This window comes from Amycolatopsis sp. NBC_00345, from assembly GCF_036116635.1.
In the GTDB taxonomy this organism is placed as follows: Bacteria; Actinomycetota; Actinomycetes; order Mycobacteriales; family Pseudonocardiaceae; genus Amycolatopsis.
This window is the reverse complement of record NZ_CP107995.1, coordinates 2,429,271-2,445,516: the sequence shown is the minus strand read 5'-3', so window position 1 is coordinate 2,445,516 and position 16,246 is coordinate 2,429,271. Positions and strand designations below refer to the sequence as shown.

The following is a 16,246-nucleotide window of genomic DNA, read 5'->3' as shown; positions in this document are numbered from 1 at the left end:
GCCTGGACCTGGCCGGGCACGGTGGACGACGCACGGGAAAGCCGTGATCAACGCATTCGCCATCACGTTCGGTGACCGCCGGCCGACCGCCGAAACCTACTGATCAACAACGCCGGAAACACCGATCACGGGACAGACCCGACCGTGGCGACCATCGGTCCGCCGATCACACTGACTGCCGTTGGAACGCAAATCGTCCACGAGATCACGCCCGTTCTCAACGCCATGTCCGCAAATCCGGCTTGTGCCGCACCGTCCGGGCGACCTCACGCGCCCGCGATCATCCAGCGTTGGGTTCCGCACCACGTGGAAGTCCCCGCCGCGCCGCCCGCTACCAGTGCATCACCTCGCACGCAAAGCAAGACCTCCGATTGAGCGGACTCGATTGGATGCTTTTACGCCACTATCAGGTGAATTTCATCCTGTTGATCACCCTAGCGTGGTTTCCTGAATCGCGGCAAACAGGAGACCTTGATCCCCAAGGAGGATTGTCGTGGAGCGCATTGTGCCTGATTCTCTGGCGGCCGATTCCGACTCCGATTCTGTCATCGCCACTCAGGACTCCGCCGTATACCTGCTGACCGAGGCGATGGGCTACACCTTTTCAGCAGCACTGCGGGCAGCTGCAATCCTTGGCGTGGCCGACCATCTCGTCGATGGCCCTCGTACTCCGGGCGAACTGGCGTCGCCCACGAACAGTAACGCGGACTTCCTTTATCGGATACTGCGGCTCCTGGCTACCCGTGACGTTTTCCGGGAAGACGGGAACGGTCGATTCCACCTGACGCCGCGCGCGGAAGCACTCCGCACGGATGTCCCCTCGTCCGCCAGGCGCGGAATCATCATGTCGACGATGCGGACCCACTGGCTCACGGCGTTTGAGTTGGCGACCGCCGTGCGGACGGGGCGGCAGGTGTGCGAGACGGTCTTCGGAGCACCGTTCTTCGACCACCTGGCCCAGGACCCGGACGGCGGTGCCGAATTCCACAATGGCATGGAGAGCTTCTCGGACGCTGCACGCCAGTTCGCCCTTCGCGCGTACGAGTTCCCGGAGTTCGGCACCGTGGTCGACGTCGGCGGCGGCCACGGCGGATTCCTGGCGGATGTGTTGCGGCGCAACCCCGGCTTGCGCGGCGTCCTGTTCGACCAGGAGCACGTGCTAGCCAACCACTGCCTGGGACAACTGACTGACGACCGCTGGGACCTCGCCGCCGGGGACTTCTTCGCCGCAGCACCCACGGGTGGTGACCTGTATACGCTCATGTACATCCTCCATGACTGGAGCGACGCGGAATGTGTGCGGATTCTCCGGAACTGCCGCCGCGCAATGGGGCCGGATGCGCGGATCGCCGTATTCGATTCCGTTGTTCCAGTGGGCAACGATCCAGACTACGCCAAGGTACTGGACATCATCATGCTGATGATGCTCACCGGGCGGGAGCGGACAGCCACTGAATTCGAGCAGCTGTTCGCTGAAGCTGGCCTGGAGCTGACCCGGATCGTGCCGACGCGAGGACCGTTGTCCGTGATCGAAGCCGTTGCTCGCAGAATATGAGCAGGACGCAGGTTGTCGGAATAATCCGGTTGGCCCGGATTCGCTTCCTGCTTTACAACGTCCTGCCGGTCGCCATCGGCGGCGCGGTGGCTGTGCTCTCCGGGCATCCTCTGCACATCGGCTGGTACATCCTCGTACAGGCGTTCAGCTGGTGCACACACCTGATGACGCACTACTGCAATGAGTACTTCGACCTCGAAGCCGATCGCGTCAACCAGTGTTACACACCGTGGACCGGTGGCAGTCGCGTGCTGGTCGATGGCTTGGTGCGCCCGGCCACGAGCTTGTCGACCAGTTTTGTGCTGCTGGCCTTGTCCATGATCCTTGCGGCGGCCATGCCCACGCCGGTGACGCGCATCCTCGCAGTGATGATCATTATCCTGGCGTGGTTTTACACGGCACCGCCGCTGCGATTCAACTATCGAGGGCTGGGTGAACTCACCGTCGGCAGCATCCTCAACGGATTAGTGCCGATCTTGTCCGTGGCGGTACAAACGGGCGAGGTGCCTGTACTGATTCTGCTGGTCCTGGCTCCGACCGCCCTCTTGCAGGCGGCGCGGATGATGGTGATGAACCTCGCCGACATACAGTCCGACATGCAGGTGGGTAAGCGCACCTTGCCTGTGCTGCTAGGCCGGGACCGGGTGATCTCGGTGATCACGGGCGCGGGTGGTGGCATATGCGAGCCTGATCGGATTCGCCGTCCTGGGGTGGATACCGTGGCTGGTGTGCGCGGCCATGCTGTGTACGGCACCGCTGGTCTGGCGGCTGGTTTCCTGGCTCAGCGCCGGCGCGTTATGGACCGGTGATCCTCGCCGAATGACCCCCGTAGTGTTCTTGGCCTCCAACCATGTCGCACTGATCGTGTTCATGGCCACCGTCGGCGTGATCGGAGAGACCGCGCGGCGCGGTATCGCGCCCGGCACGTCGGCATCATTCCTGATGCTGCTCACCATCCTGCTGACATTCGCTCTGCTCTTCGGGATACGGCTGATCAAGGCGGCCAGGGAGATCCACAACCTGCGTGGAACTGAGGCTCTCGGGAGGGACAACCGGTGGGCACCGAGATCACATTGACCAGCCAGGAGAAACACTCGGACCTGAATGTCGCGCAGCTTCGCCAGCCCGTGGGGTCGATCGGCTATGACAGCCAGCGCGATCCGTTTCCGGTAATCGGGCGGGACGCCTCATGCGGGTCGTCGGCAACGCGACACAGACGGAAAAATTCTACCAGGCCGCCTACGGAATGGAATCCTAGCACCCAGCGGACCTCATAACGCCCAACTGCCAGCCCTCATCGTCACGCTTGGTGGAGCCCGGTTCTCGATGTGGAACCCATACGCGCGAACTTCCCGCTGATTCGGATGACCCCAGCCGCGTCACGCGTTATCAACTGCGCACCTTGGAATACCATATCAGTGGGTCCGGTAACTGCTAGGAGGAGCCATGGACAGGGACGCCATCAACGAATCAGAACATCACGAAGACGCCGCCCTCGATGCCATCGAACACAACAAAAACTCCGAAGCTCAGGTGCATGCGACTCTGGCGGTATCCAAGGCGATCAACCAGCTGATCAACACGATCGACCCCGAACGCACAGAATCATGACTCCATCGACGATGGCGATCACACCTGACCGCCACGGCCACTGACGCGACGACTGATGGTCGACCGGTCGTCGCGTCCGCGTGTGACTGTAAAACGTTCGGTGTAACTCCCGATCATGGAAGTGCACCTGATGACCGACATGATGTCCGGCGTGGAGAACACCGAGAGCCCGAAGGCCGGTGGGCTGCAGCTCACCGGTGAAGGCGGCGTGCTGGTGCAGCTGACCAAGCGGCTGCTGGAGTCCGCGCTCGAGGGCGAGATCACCGACCACCTCGGCTATGACAAGCACGACCCGGACGGCCGCGTGACCGGCAACTCGCGCAACGGCACCCGCGCCAAGACCGTGCTCACCGATGTGGGTCCGGTCAAAATTGATGTGCCCCGCGACCGGAACACCAGCTTCGAGCCGAAGATCGTGGCCAAACGGCAGAAGCGCCTGGGCGGCGTGGACGAGATGGTGATCTCGCTGGCCGCGAAAGGTCTCACGACCGGGGAGATCTCCGCGCACCTGGGCGAAGTCTACGGAAGAAGATCTCCCGGCAACGGACGTCGAACAGGTCGTTCAGCCGGCCGATCGCCCCCGGCGGGTGGCCGGGCGGTCCGGCGGTGAGCCGGCCGGTGATGCCGAAGTGCATCCAGACCATCCGAGAATGGCGATCGCGCAGGACGCCGATGCCCAGCAGCCGCCCTGCCGGAAGGTGCCGGCGTCACGAGACCGCTGCCTCCGGTGGTCGAGCGGCGACAGCTTCCTGAAGCGGGTTGCCGGCCACACCCCAGATTCCCGGCCGTGCCTCCGGGTCGTGTCCTGGCTTCGCTGCGACGTCCCTTGGACAAATCCGGGACGGGACTGGGACATCGCGTCGCTACGTTCGCCGTCGTGAAACCCAGATACCGCTTGACCACGATGGGCATGATCAGCGTCTGCGCGGCGCTGGCGTCCGGTACGGGGATCGCCGCGGGCGAACCCGCGGCGGGCACCGGAGACTACGACGCGCTGGACTACACGGTGTCCCTGGAATACCGGTCGTCCACCAAGGACATGGATGGCACCACCACGCTGAAGGCCAGAGCCACCGAGCCGTTGTCCGGGTTCGCCCTGGATTTCGCCGGTGGGAAGGTGAACGACGTCACCGTGGACGGACGGCCAGCCAGATTCGAGACCAGGGAGGAAAAACTGTACGTCTTCCCGCACCGGCTGGCCCGGGGCGCGGAGTTCACCGTCACCGTGGGCTATCTGGTCACCAGGACCAACGGGCCCCAGGGGGACGGGCCGTGGCGGGAAATCGATGACGGCTTCGCCATCGCGCCCCAGACGCACGAGACCATGCACCGCGTCTTCCCGTGCAAGAACGACGTCACGGACAAGGCCACGTACACCGTCGACATCACCGCCCCGTCCCGCCTCACCGGCGTGGCCAACGGAGATCTGGTCGAGACCAGCCAGCTCCCTGGGGACCGCACGGCCCGCAAGTACCGGGTGGCCAGCCCGATGCCCGTCGACGACGGCCAGATCGCGGTGGGACCCTATTCGCGGATCACCCGAAGTGGCCCGGACGGGGTGACCATTCGCGACGTCGTGCCGACCGCGCAGGCCGGCCAGTTACGCGACACGCTGGCCCGCACCGACGATCACCTGCGGTGGCTGACCGCGAAACTGGGGCCCTACCCGTTCGGCACCTACGGGCTCTTCGCCCCGCCGGGCGCCGTGGGTCCGTACGAGAGCCAGACGATGAGCACCATCGACGCGGCCACACTCGCCGCGGGCAAGGCGGACTACGTGCGCGTCCACGAGCTGACCCACCAGTGGTTCGGTGCCTCGGTCACCCAGCAGACCCTCGACGACAACTGGATCGCCGAGGGGCACGCCCACTTCTACGGCGCCTGGTACGACGCCGAGCAATCCCCTCCCACATCCGCCGACGCCTTCGCCGACAGCATGCGGATGTTCTACGGCATGGATCAGAAGATCCGTGCCGTCGAAGGACCGCCCGCCACGCCGAAGCCGATCTCCGGCCAGACCCAGCGCGCTGGTGGCGCGCTGGCCCTCTACGCGCTCCGCCAGACCGTCGGCCCTCAGGTGTTCGAGAAGATCGAACGCGCGGTCGCAGCCCGGTTCAAGGACAGTGTGGCGTCCACGGCCGACTACGTCAGGACCGCGCGTGAGGTCTCCGGCCGCGACGTCACCGCGCTGCTCACCGACTGGCTGTACGGGAAGAAGACCCCGCCGATGCCCGGCCATCCCGACTGGAAGCCCGACCCGGCCTGACCGCTGCCGACGAAGGAGAAAACATGTTGTCAGTAGTGAAACGTGGCTCGCTGACCGGAGGAGCGCTGCTCGCCTGCACGGTGCTCGGCGCGTCCGTCGCCTCCGGCAGTGACGGCATCGGCGACCCGTACTGGCCCCAGGACGGCAATGGGGGGTACCGCGTCTCCCACTATGACGTGAAGGTGGGGTACGACCCGGCAAAACCGGACGAGCTCACCGGCGACACCACGGTGTCGGCCACCGCGGCCGAAGGGCTGGACCGGTTCGACCTGGACTTCACCAAGGCCTTCGCCATCTCCTCGGTGACTGTCGACGGTATCGCGGTCAAGGGTTTCTCCCGCACCGGTGAGCACGAACTGGTCGTCACCCCGGACCGGCCGATCCCCGCCGGGGCCAGGTTCGACGTGCGCGTGGTGTATTCGGGCACCAACGCCGGCGCCTGGTACAAGCCGGACACCGGCGGCATGCTCGTGATCGGCGAGCCACACTCGGCCACCAACTGGTACCCCGCCAACGACCACCCGTCGGACAAGGCCACCTTCCGGCTCACCGCGACCGTGCCGGCCGGCTGGACGGCGGTCGGCAACGGCAGGCAGGGACCCACCACCACCCGGGACGGCAAGACCACCTTCCGCTGGGACGACGACCGGCCGCAGGCCACGTGGACCGCGGTGCTGGCCATCGCGAAGTTCACCATGGTGCACGCGGCCCTCTCCGACGGAACTCCGGTGATCAGCGCCTACGCCCCGGGCGCGGACACCGCGGCGAGGAAGTACGGCGACCGCCTTCCGGAGATCATCGACTTCCTGTCGACGAAGTTCGGCAAGTACCCGTTCTCCGCGGCCGGCGGCATCTACTTCAACGAGAAGGTCGCGATGGGCCTGGAAACCCAGACCAGGCCGATCTTCCCGGGTACCGACTCCCCCGATGTCGTCACGCTCATCGTGCACGAGCAGGCCCACCAATGGTTCGGCGACAACGTCACCCTCAAGCAGTGGCGCGACATCTGTGTCGCCGAATGCTTCGCCAGCTACGCGCAATGGCTGTGGAGCGAGGCGAAAGAGGGGCAGAACCTCGACGCGAAGTACCGGGAGATCGTCGCGGCCAACCGGGACAACCCGAAGTTCTGGGAGACCCGGCTCTACGACCCCGGCGCGGAAAGGTACCTCGCCGCCGTGTACCGCACCGGCCCGCTGATGCTGCACGCCCTGCGCCGCACCATCGGCGACGCCGCCTTCGACTGCGCACTCACCCAATGGCAGCACCAGCACGGCGGTGGCAACGCCTCCTGGCCGGACTTCGAAGCGCTGGTGCAGCACATTTCCGGCAAAGACCTGAGCGGCTTCTTCCAGGCCTGGACCCGCAGTACCACGATTCCCCCCGGCGAGTACCTCTTTCCGGGCCCTCTGAAGCCCTGACCGGACGGTGATAGTCCATTGAGGACAAATTCTTGGCCGGCGCTTCGTGAGATGCGCCGGCCAAGGCTTTGATGGTTCACCGCCGGGATCAGGACGGTCAGCGGGAGGCCGGGACGATCGTCGTGAACACCAGGCGGACACAGACCCCAGCACCCAGGCCGAGTGCTTCACCCAGCGGCACCTCCGAAGCAGCCCTGGCCCACCACACCAAGGCGCACCAGGCAATCTTCGGCTCGCCGTGCCCCGGGATCTCGCCACCTGGCCGTGGGGCGACCTGGACTTCCTCGGCCGGCGGGACCCCGCCGTACCGGACCGCGCCTACCTGGTCACCGAGTCCGGCGACGAGCTCGTGGGCATCACGATGCGCCGAGCCACCCCGCCCGCCGGGACCCCACGCAGCAAAGCAGGCAAAGCGGGACAACAAGGCAACTCGGTCGGATCCTGCTTCTGCACCGACCTCGCCTGTTCCCGCTACCTACGCGGAAACTCGAGCACACCGCGCACGGCATGCTGCCGCACCGGCTGCCCGCAGCGTCGAGGAGGCGCTTCCCCGACGCGCATATCGCGATGATGGCAGCGCCGTCCACCAGCGTTGAAGCGGAGCCCCGGCCTCATGCGGCGCGGCAGCTGATCTCCATCCCGTCCTCCACAAGGAAGGCCATGCTGATGTACGAGTCCGCTTCTTGATCGCAACACACAGGTCGCAGCGATCCGGACCGCCTTACACCTTCAGGCGGGAAACTCGGCACCGAGATCATCTCGTCGCCGAACGCGCGGATTGCCCTAGGCTGCCGCTTCGTGCTCCTTCGCCTGGTGCGGCGTCAGACCGGCAGGCGCCGGTAGGTCGGCGAACAGCTCCCAACCCGACATCACCGCGGGCATAGTCCCCAGCAGATTCGGGCTGGGCGATGGACAGCCGTTCCGCGGCCCGGCCGAAGTGAAGTACCTCGACGAGGTACCGAAGCCTGCCCAGGTCGACGTCCACAGCTCTCCTCCCCCGCGCCAGACCGGGTCGGCCCCGGGCGAAAACGCCCAGCGGGTCGGTGTGGGCCGGCTTCCGGCCGCGATCGCCCGGCCGCGGCTCGGCGACCGGGCCCGTGTCGAGATGGCCGGCCTCCGGCAGCCGCTGGACCTGGCGCCGGCGGAACTGGGACGGGCGACCGATGACCGCCCAGCTCTACCGCCGGCCGGCTGCGCGAGGCCGGGTTCACCGTCGACGAGCCCCAGCGCCGGACCTGCCTCCCGAATCCCGGAGAAGCCCTCGGCACCCTGCCCCGCTGTAGTAATCTGCTGCTCGATGATCGTGTTCGCGTGGAACGAGGAGGGGTACTGATGGACGAGGTGATCCGGCAGATCAACGACGCCCGTGAAGACGTGGCGGCGGCCGGGCTGTTCGACCCGTGGTCGGAGATCGTCGTGCTCATGGGCGGCCGGGACGCGAACTGACGGTCGCGGCCTGGAACGGGTGAGCGATGCCGGTGCACGTTTTCCTCGGCCCCACGCTGGCGGCGCCGGAAGCACTGGAGGTGCTGCCGGACGCGGTACTCCACCCGCCGGCCGCGCACGGTGACCTGCTGCGCCCGGGCTTCGTTCCGGGCGACGTGGTGGTGCTCGTCGACGGCTTCTACCACCACAGCGCCTCGGTGCGGCACAAGGAGATCCTCGTCTTGCTGCAGGCCGGGGTCCAGGTGGTGGGCTGCGCCAGCATGGGCGCGATCCGCGCCGCCGAACTGCACCGCTACGGGATGGCCGGCCGCGGCGCGGTCTTCGGGATGTACCGGGACGGGGTGCTCGACGCCGACGACGAGGTCGCTGTCATGCACGGCCCCGCGCCCGAGTACCGCAAGCTCACCGTCGCGCTGGTTGTCATCCGGCACGCGGCCGAGGCGGCCCGGCGGGCCGGGGTGCTGACCGACGAGGCGGCGCGGTCGGTCGTCGACCGCGCGCGGAGCCTCCACTACACGGAACGCACCTGGGAAGCCCTGCACAACGCCGATATCGCCCGGCTGCGGGCCTTCCTGGACGAAAACCCCCGCGTGGCGGACGTCAAAGCTGCCGACGCCCTCGACGTGCTGGCCGAGCTCGCCCGCGGCGAGCTGCCCACGACCCCCGATCCCGGCGCCTGGGCGGCGAACGAAGACTGGCGCAACTGGTTCGTCACCGAATGGCAGACGGAGTTCTCCGTCGAGCCGGTCGAGGGCATCGAAGCATCGCTGGGCGCCACCATCCGCTACCAGCAGATCCACCTCGACGACTTCCCCGCGCGCTGGCAGCGGTACGTGCTGGGCCACGTGGCCGGCCCGGGCCCGGAGCACGACCTGCCCGCCCTCGCCGTGCGCGCCGCCGCCGCGCATGGGCTGACCCCCGAATCGCTCACCGCCGGGCAGACCGGGCACTGGCTCACTCCCGCGGAGGCGGCCGGCCTGGCGCCGGCCGAGGCCCTGGTACGGATCCTCGTCCGCTCCTACCGGCCGCGGTGCCCGACCAGCGACCTCGCCCGGGCCGAGCCCGGCATCGGCGCCGACCCCGCGGCCCGGCGGGCCGTGGCCGAGGCGGAGGTGGTCAACGCCGAGGTCGCGTCGTGGGCCAGTGACCAGCACGTCGGCCAGCTCAAGCCCGCCCTGCTCAGCCACCACCTCGCGACCGTGTGGCGGGTCGGCCCCGGCGACGGGCCGGCGCTGCTGGCGGCGGCCCGCGACCGCGGGTTCGCCACCCTGGCCGAAGCGGTCGAGGCCGTGCGGCCGTTTTTCCTGCGCAGCCGGTTCCTGGCCCCTCGGAGCGGACGATGACCGCCGGGGCCAAGGTCTTCTTCACCGGCACCCACCGGGTCCGGCGCCCGGAAGACACCTGGGCCGCGATCGAGCCGTTGCTGCCCCGCTACGGCATCACCCGGATCGCCGACGTCACCGGCCTCGACGTGCTGGGGATCCCGGTGATGATGGCGGTGCGCCCGCTCGCGCGCAGCCTCACCGTCTCGCAGGGCAAGGGCCACACCCCGCTGCTGGCCCGGATCTCCGCGGCGATGGAGTCGCTCGAGCTGTGGCACGCGGAGAACGTGCCGCTGTCCCCCGTCCACCGGGCCACGCCGGCCCGCGAACTCGGGCTGCCGTACGAGATCGCCGGCATCGTCACCGGCGCGGGTTCGCTGGTGACCGAACAGACCCCGCTCGACTGGGTGGAGGCGCTCGACACGCACAGCGGGCGGCCGGTCCCGGTGCCCTGGCCGGTGGTGAGCCTGCCGCATCAGGTGCGGCCGTGGGCCCCGCCCGGCTTCCTGTGGAGCAGCAACGGCCTGGCTTCCGGAAACAGCCGCGCCGAAGCGACCCTGCACGCGATCTACGAGGTCATCGAACGCGACGCGCTCAGCCGGATCCCCCGCGGCGCGCCGTGGCACTACCTCGAACCCGGCTCCCTCGCCGACGACGTGTGCGCCCCGCTGATCGACCGGATGCGGACGGCCGGCGCCACGGTCCGGATCACGACGGTGGACAGCCAGTTCGGCGTGCCGTGTTTCGCGGCCCGCGTGTGGAGCCAGGACTTCCCGGTCGCCTGCGGCGGGTGGGGCACCCACCTCGACCCGTACGTCGCCCTGTCCCGCGCGCTGACCGAGGCGGTGCAGAGCAGGCTGACCGGGATCGCGGGCAGCCGCGACGACCTGCCCGCGGTCTACCAGCGGGTGCGGGTGTCCACTGAGGACCTCACCCCGGAACGCGGCCCGACCCGGTCCTGGGCCGGGTTCGAGCCGCCGGGTCCGGGCGCCTTCGACGACGTCGACGCGGAGCTGGCCTGGCTGTCGAGGCGGATCCACGAGGTCACCGGCACCGGGCCGCTCGTGACGGACATCAGCACGACCGGCGAGTTCTCCGTGGTGAAGGTGACGATCCCGCGGACCCTGTTCGACGCGGAGTACCTCCACACGAGGCAGTGAGCGTCAGTCGCGGTCCAGCGGCGGGACCCTGGCCACGATGCCGGGCAGCACCGGCTCCGTCTCGGCGGTGACCGCGGCGGCGACCGCGGCGGCCCGCTCCTCCAGCTCCCCCGCCGTGGCGGAGTCACCCACCGCCCGATGGGCCGTGGCGGCAGCCTGCTGCGCGCGGACGCGGTCGATCCGGTAGTCGTAGTCCTCCGCGAGCGCGTCGGCGAGGCGGGCCTGCGTGATCGCGTCCCGCGGGTCGCCTTGCGCCAGCCGGACGGCGGACAGTTCGAGGTGCGCCCGGACACGATCGCGGGGCAGCGCTTCGGACAGGCCCTCGGCCGCCAGCCCGGCGGCCTCGTCCAGTTCCCCGGACCGGCGGTGGCCGGCGGCCAGGCCGCGGTTGATCGCGGCCACCCAGTAGCCCGCCCCGCCGCTCCGCGCCAGCGTCCGGGCCTGGGCGAAGTGCCGCATGGCCGGATCGATCCCGTTTTCGGCCAATGCCACGTGGCCGAGCAGCACGTGCGAACCGGTGGCCAGCCAGGTGGTGTTGGCCGCCAGCGCCCAGGTCAGGGTGCGGGTGCCGAGGTCACGGGCGAGGTCCAGGCGCCCGGCCTCCAGGCAGACCGTGCCGACGTTGCGCACGATCTCGGTGACGCCCGCGGAGAACTGCAGCTCCGTCCACCCGTCGAGCGCCTCGCCCAGGGTGAGCAGCGCGTCCCCCAACCGGCCCGCCCACAGGTCGCGGAAGCCGAACGCGCCGACGCAGCGGAGCTCCAGGTGTCTCAGGCCCTGCTGCCGGGCCAGCTCTCGCGCCTGGTCCAGGCTCGCCGACGCCTCGGCGACGCGGCCGAGGTGGATCTGCGTCATGCCGACGTTGAACAGGGTGATGCTGCGGCCCGCGGTGTCCCCGCCCAGCCGCAGCGCCTGTTCCATGTAGGCCATCGATTCGTCGAGCCGGCCCAGTTCGCCGTAGATCGAGCCGAGCCCGGTGTGCGCCCGGGCCTCACCCACCGGGTCGCCGGCCCCCCGGAACAGCCGGGCGGCCGCCTTCATGTGCGCTTCGGCTTCGGCGTAATCGGCGTGGTGGAACCACATGCGGCCGATCGCCCGATGGACGGCGGCCTGCCCGAGCCGGTCACCGGCGCGTTCGGCCGCGGCCAGCCCGCCGGTGAAGGCGGACTGCCAGAGCGAATCCTGCCGGCCCCGCTGAAGGTAGGACAGCAGGGCGTAGGCGAGTTCCCAGACCGGCGCCCCGGCCGGTTGCGCGCACACGAGCGCGACCAGGTTCTCCGCCTCGGTCTCCAGCCACTCCAGCGCGGTCGCGGAATCCGGCCACGGCGGGCCCTCCGGCTCCGCGGACCCGAGCAGGTGAGCGTCGGGATAGAGCAGCCGGCACGCGGCGTAGGTCCGCTGCCGGTACCAGGCGAACAGCCGGGTCAGTGCGGCCTCGCGGTCCCGGGCCGGGTCCTGTTCGCGGGCCCGCTCCGCAGCGAACTCCTTGATCAGGTCGTGGAAGTGGAACCGCCCGGGGCCGGCGGTGCCGATCAGGTTCGTGGTCGCGAGCCGGTCGAGCATGCGCTGGGCCTCGTCCGGGTCCTTCTCCGCCACCGCGGCCGCGGCCAGATGGTCGAAGTCCGGGCCGGGGATGCCGCCCACCATCCGGAAGAACTGGGACAGCGCGGGCTTCACCGTGCTGTAGGACAGGTCGAACGCGAGCCGCACGGCGGCCTGCTCGTCGCCCTCGATCTCCATCGCGTCGAGCTTGGCGCCCGGGCGCAGGCGTTCGACGTACTCCGCGATGGATCGGCTCGCCGAGTCCGCCAGGTTCGTCGAGGCGATCCGCAGCCCGAGCGGGAGGTAGCCGCAGGCCGCGCCGAGCGCGTCGGCCGCCACCGGTTCCGCCGCGACGCGCTCGGCGCCCACGATGTTGGCGACCATCGCCCGGCCCTCCGCCGCCGAGACGACCCCGACCGGCAGGCGCCGGGCGCCGTCGAGCGCGACGAGCCCCCGGAGTTCGTCCCGGCTGGTGATCAGCACCGCGCAGGACGGGTCCGAGGGCAGCAGGGGCCGGACGTGCTCCGGGCTCGCCGCGTTGTCCAGGACCATCAGCACGCGCCGGCCGCTCAGCAGGGAACGCAGCAGGGTGCTCTGCTCGTCGACCTCGTGCGGGATGCGGTCCGGGACGACGCCGAGCGCGCGGAGGAACCGGGCCAGCGCGTCGGTCGCGGCCAGCGGCGGGCTGGTGGCGTAACCCCGCAGGTTGACGTGCAGGACGCCGTCGGGGAACTCGGCCCGCAACCCGTGCCCGGCGTGCACCCCCAGCGCGGTCTTGCCGATGCCGGGCGGGCCCGCGAGCAGCACGATCGGCACCGCCAGCCGGTTCCCGGCCGGCCGGACGACCAGCTCACGGATCCGGTCCAGCAGGCCATCCCGGCCGACGAAGTCGGCGACGTCGGCCGGGAGCTGGAACGGCGCGGTCCAGGCGGCGGCCGGCGCGGGGGCGGCCGGGGCCCGGTCGCTGAGCAGGATCCGCTGGTGCAGCTGCCGCAGCGGCTCGCCGGGATCGATCCCCAGCTCGTCCCGCAGCAGCGCGGTGACCTTGCGGTACACGCCGAGTGCGTCGCCCGGCCGGCCCGACCGGTACAGGGCCAGCATCAGCTGGCCCCAGAAGCGTTCGCGCAGCGGGTTTTCCTCGGTGAGCGTGTAGAGCTCGCCGATCAGCTCGGTGTGCCGGCCCAGCTCCAGCTCGACGTCGACCAGTCGTTCCCAGGACTTCAGCCGTTCCTCGGCCAGCCGCGTGACCTCCTGGGCCTGGATCACCTCGGACGGCACGTCGGCCAGCGGGACGCCCCGCCAGAGCGCCAGCGCGGCTCGCAGCTCGCGGGCCTCCCCGGCGGGGTCGGCGGCGGCGCGGGCCCGCGCCGCCGCGGCTACCCGGGTGTGGAACCGGCCGAGGTCCAGCATCCCCGGCGTGGCCGCGAGGAGGTAACCGGCGGGCTGCGTGCGAATCAGGCCACCGGCCTCGCCCAGCACGTTGCGCAGCCGCATCACGTAGGCCTGCGCCGCGTTCCGGGCGCCCTTCGGGGGCTCGCCGTTCCACAGCCGGTCGATCAGCTCCTCGACCGAGACCACGTGGTTCGCCCTCAGCAGCAGGCTCGCGAGCGTGATGCGGGTCTTGGCCGAGCCGAGCTGGACAGGACGGCCCCCGGCGACCGCGGACAACGGCCCGAGGACGCCGAATTCGGGAGCCTGGCCTTCGGTCAAGTACCCACTCCCCCCTGGTCGGGCCGGTAGTGCCGGGTGATCAGCGCACCACCCGTCCACAGAGGATGATCCGCTTCGGGTCGGTCAGGACCTCCGGGGCCACGGTGGGGTCCTCCGCGTAGACCACGAGGTCGGCCGGGGCGCCGTCGGTGAGGCCCGGCTCGCCCAGCCACTCGCGCGCGGTCCAGGACGCGGCGCCGACCGCGGCCTCCGGCGGCAGCCCGGCCCGCAGCAGCCAGCCGATCTCCGTGGTGATGTTGCCGTAGGGCGCGCAGTCGGTCCCGGCGAGCACCGTGACGCCCGCTTCGTGGGCCGCCCGGACAACGGCCGGCATACCCTCCCAGCCCGCGAGCAGCCAGTCCCGCAGCGGGCTCGGCTCCCGTTCGCGGGCCCGGGCGGCGATGTCGGCGAAAGTGGTGAAGGTGGGGACCAGCGCAGTGCCCTGGGCCGCCATCCGGTCCAGCAGGGTCACGTCGAAGTGCATGCCGTGCTCGATGCTGTCGGCGCCGGCGAACACGGCGTTGCGGCCGCCCTCCGCGGTCTGGCAGTGCACCGCCACCCGGGCGCCGATGTCGTGCACCGCCGCCACGGCCGCGGTGAGCACCTCGAGCGGGACCGAGGGCTCGCCGGGCTCCCAGTCGCCGATGATCTTGCACCAGCCCCCGGCCGCCTTGGCCTCCTCGACCGCGGCGACGGCCAGCTCGTCCTCGCTGATCTCCCGCCCGTAACCCGGGTAGAAGCAGCCGGGCGGGGCCAGCCACCGCCCGGCCGAGTGGATCCGCGGCAGCGCGGGGTCCGCGCCGGCCCAGTCCGGGATCCGGACCGTGGAGCCCGGTATCCGCACCAGCAGCACACCCGCGTCCCGGTGCAGTTCGAGGTGGCGGCGCAGCTTCTCGTCCTCGAACGGGTCCGACGGCCCGTCCGAGCCCGGATGCGTGTGCATGTCCACGAGGCCGGGCAGGATCCAGCCGCCGTCAGAGAGCAGGTCCTCGCAGGGCCCCTCCCGCAACCGGTCGCCGTCGACCACGAAGGTCCGCACCTCGCGGTCCGGCAGGGTGGTCCCCCGGACTCCGAAAACCACAGCCGACCACCTCACGTCCGTGCACTTCCGCTTGGCCGGACCTTACCCGAAGGAGGCCGCGGTCCCGAGCCGCTTTCGCCCACCGGCAGGCAGCTGTCATCGAGCTGTCATCGGCTCCGGATAGACCTGTCTGTACCACTCGCGAGGTGCTCGGAATTCGCCTCAGCGGGTACGGCGCGTCTTGGGGGTCGTGCCGTACCCGCGACGGCCACGGTCAGGCGGTCCGCTCGCCCCGGTGGTGCGGCGCAGCGGCGGGCGACGACGCGGCGGGGAGCCTCCCGTCGTCACCCGCCGCCGTCCGGCCGCGCGCGAGCGCCCATCGGCCTCGAAAAGGCCGCCCGTGGTCGACGACAAGGGAACTGCGGCCTGGGTGCAGCGGGGTCTCGGCCTTCTTCGCGCGCCAGGAAGGGCTGCCGCCGATCACTGCGCTGGCTGATGATCTGCGAGCCGGCCGCGCAGCCCGCCGCGGACATCGCCGCCGGGATCGCGGCGAGCCAGGCCTTGCCGGCACCGGCAGAGGTCTCGCCATAGCCGTTCGCGACGACCGCTCCCCCGACGCCGACACGATCATCGCCCACGTCACCAACATGATCGACAAGGCGTTCGTCGGATCGGGACAGACCACCGTGCAGCGGCAGCTCCCTCCATTCACTGAGCTTGAACTATTCGCAACGGCGTCCGACGAACCCGCCGGCCGGAAGGTGAGCAGGTCGCCGAGCGGCGCCTGCGCCGCCCAGCGCCTCGTGAAGGTCATGAATCGCCAGAGTGAGCTCATTGACCACCCGGACGAGGGCGGGAACATCGGCGCGCAGCCGGGACGCGAGCTCGCTGGTTCCTCCGCCGTCTTCGCGGACTCTGGATCAAAGCGATGGGAGGGACCTCGGCCTCCAGCACGAGGCGACGATGGTCAACGCCCCGTTGGAACACTCCGAGACGTCGTTCAGGATACGGTTCCTCGCGGCACGGATGCGGTCGCGTTCGTCGGCAGAAGGGCCAGCCGGGTTCCTCCGCCAAGGGAATGCGGCTGTGGTCGTGCGTGTCGACGTGCGAACGAAGTCTGCCGACGTTGCCGCGCAGCCGGTCACCAAGCGGCTCCGTCGCCGTGGCAGAGCATGGCGTCCTCGTTGGCCGGCAG

The 16,246-nt window shown here is 69.9% G+C and carries 12 protein-coding genes and 1 pseudogene; 10 read left to right on the top strand and 3 right to left on the bottom strand.

Annotated elements, in window-relative coordinates:
• The first annotated feature begins 493 nt into the window (after positions 1 to 493).
• The 10 genes and pseudogenes from OG943_RS10800 (at position 494) to OG943_RS10755 (ending at position 10,778) form a co-directional block, all read left to right on the top strand.
• Entirely contained in the window at positions 494 to 1,555 is a 1,062-nt protein-coding gene (locus OG943_RS10800; RefSeq protein ID WP_328609588.1) for a methyltransferase, read from the top strand.
• A complete protein-coding gene (locus OG943_RS10795) occupies positions 1,552 to 2,364 on the top strand; it encodes a prenyltransferase (RefSeq protein WP_328609587.1) in 813 nt (270 codons plus the stop codon). Before OG943_RS10800 ends, OG943_RS10795 begins: the two co-directional genes overlap by 4 nt.
• A 10-nt stretch (positions 2,365 to 2,374) precedes the next feature.
• Complete coding sequence (locus OG943_RS10790; protein ID WP_328609586.1) at positions 2,375 to 2,632, top strand: hypothetical protein; 258 nt, start codon at positions 2,375 to 2,377, stop codon at positions 2,630 to 2,632.
• 369 nt (positions 2,633 to 3,001) lie between these two features.
• Positions 3,002 to 3,166: a hypothetical protein gene (locus tag OG943_RS10785; protein WP_328609585.1), complete on the top strand. Its 165-nt coding sequence runs from the start codon at positions 3,002 to 3,004 to the stop codon at positions 3,164 to 3,166.
• A gap of 130 nt (positions 3,167 to 3,296) precedes the next feature.
• Positions 3,297 to 3,692: pseudogene (locus tag OG943_RS10780) on the top strand (transposase); the annotation flags it as partial.
• Positions 3,693 to 4,043: 351 nt separating this feature from the next.
• Positions 4,044 to 5,432, top strand: coding sequence for a M1 family metallopeptidase (locus OG943_RS10775; RefSeq protein ID WP_328609584.1), 1,389 nt, complete (start codon positions 4,044 to 4,046; stop codon positions 5,430 to 5,432).
• A gap of 23 nt (positions 5,433 to 5,455) precedes the next feature.
• Positions 5,456 to 6,850, top strand: coding sequence for a M1 family metallopeptidase (locus OG943_RS10770; protein ID WP_328609583.1), 1,395 nt, complete (start codon positions 5,456 to 5,458; stop codon positions 6,848 to 6,850).
• Positions 6,851 to 6,896: 46 nt separating this feature from the next.
• The gene (locus tag OG943_RS10765) at positions 6,897 to 7,421 is read left to right on the top strand and encodes an FBP domain-containing protein (protein WP_328609582.1); all 525 of its coding nucleotides are present in this window, start codon (positions 6,897 to 6,899) and stop codon (positions 7,419 to 7,421) included.
• Between the two features lie 901 nt (positions 7,422 to 8,322).
• Entirely contained in the window at positions 8,323 to 9,639 is a 1,317-nt protein-coding gene (locus OG943_RS10760) for a TfuA-like protein (protein WP_328609581.1), read from the top strand.
• The gene (locus OG943_RS10755) at positions 9,636 to 10,778 is read left to right on the top strand and encodes a YcaO-like family protein (RefSeq protein ID WP_328609580.1); all 1,143 of its coding nucleotides are present in this window, start codon (positions 9,636 to 9,638) and stop codon (positions 10,776 to 10,778) included. The genes OG943_RS10760 and OG943_RS10755 overlap by 4 nt, the downstream gene beginning before the upstream one ends.
• Positions 10,779 to 10,781: 3 nt before the next feature.
• Here the strand turns inward: OG943_RS10755 and OG943_RS10750 are convergent, their stop codons facing one another.
• The 3 genes from OG943_RS10750 to OG943_RS10740 all read right to left on the bottom strand — a co-directional run bounded on the left by OG943_RS10750 (position 10,782) and on the right by OG943_RS10740 (position 15,689).
• Positions 10,782 to 14,030, bottom strand: coding sequence for an AfsR/SARP family transcriptional regulator (locus OG943_RS10750; protein WP_328609579.1), 3,249 nt, complete (start codon positions 14,028 to 14,030; stop codon positions 10,782 to 10,784).
• 40 nt (positions 14,031 to 14,070) lie between these two features.
• Positions 14,071 to 15,111, bottom strand: coding sequence for an amidohydrolase family protein (locus OG943_RS10745; RefSeq protein ID WP_328609578.1), 1,041 nt, complete (start codon positions 15,109 to 15,111; stop codon positions 14,071 to 14,073).
• Between the two features lie 284 nt (positions 15,112 to 15,395).
• Complete coding sequence (locus tag OG943_RS10740; RefSeq protein WP_328609577.1) at positions 15,396 to 15,689, bottom strand: hypothetical protein; 294 nt, start codon at positions 15,687 to 15,689, stop codon at positions 15,396 to 15,398.
• Between the last annotated feature and the right edge of the window lie 557 nt (positions 15,690 to 16,246).

What these genes read in the sequence shown, in the direction of transcription:
- OG943_RS10790 (WP_328609586.1), top strand. Translation starts at nt 2,375, where the DNA reads ATGACCCCCGTAGTGTTCTTGGCCTCCAACCATGTCGCACTGATCGTG.
- OG943_RS10770 (WP_328609583.1), top strand. Translation starts at nt 5,456, where the DNA reads ATGTTGTCAGTAGTGAAACGTGGCTCGCTGACCGGAGGAGCGCTGCTC.
- OG943_RS10760 (WP_328609581.1), top strand. Translation starts at nt 8,323, where the DNA reads ATGCCGGTGCACGTTTTCCTCGGCCCCACGCTGGCGGCGCCGGAAGCA.
- OG943_RS10785 (WP_328609585.1), top strand. Translation starts at nt 3,002, where the DNA reads ATGGACAGGGACGCCATCAACGAATCAGAACATCACGAAGACGCCGCC.
- OG943_RS10755 (WP_328609580.1), top strand. Translation starts at nt 9,636, where the DNA reads ATGACCGCCGGGGCCAAGGTCTTCTTCACCGGCACCCACCGGGTCCGG.
- OG943_RS10795 (WP_328609587.1), top strand. Translation starts at nt 1,552, where the DNA reads ATGAGCAGGACGCAGGTTGTCGGAATAATCCGGTTGGCCCGGATTCGC.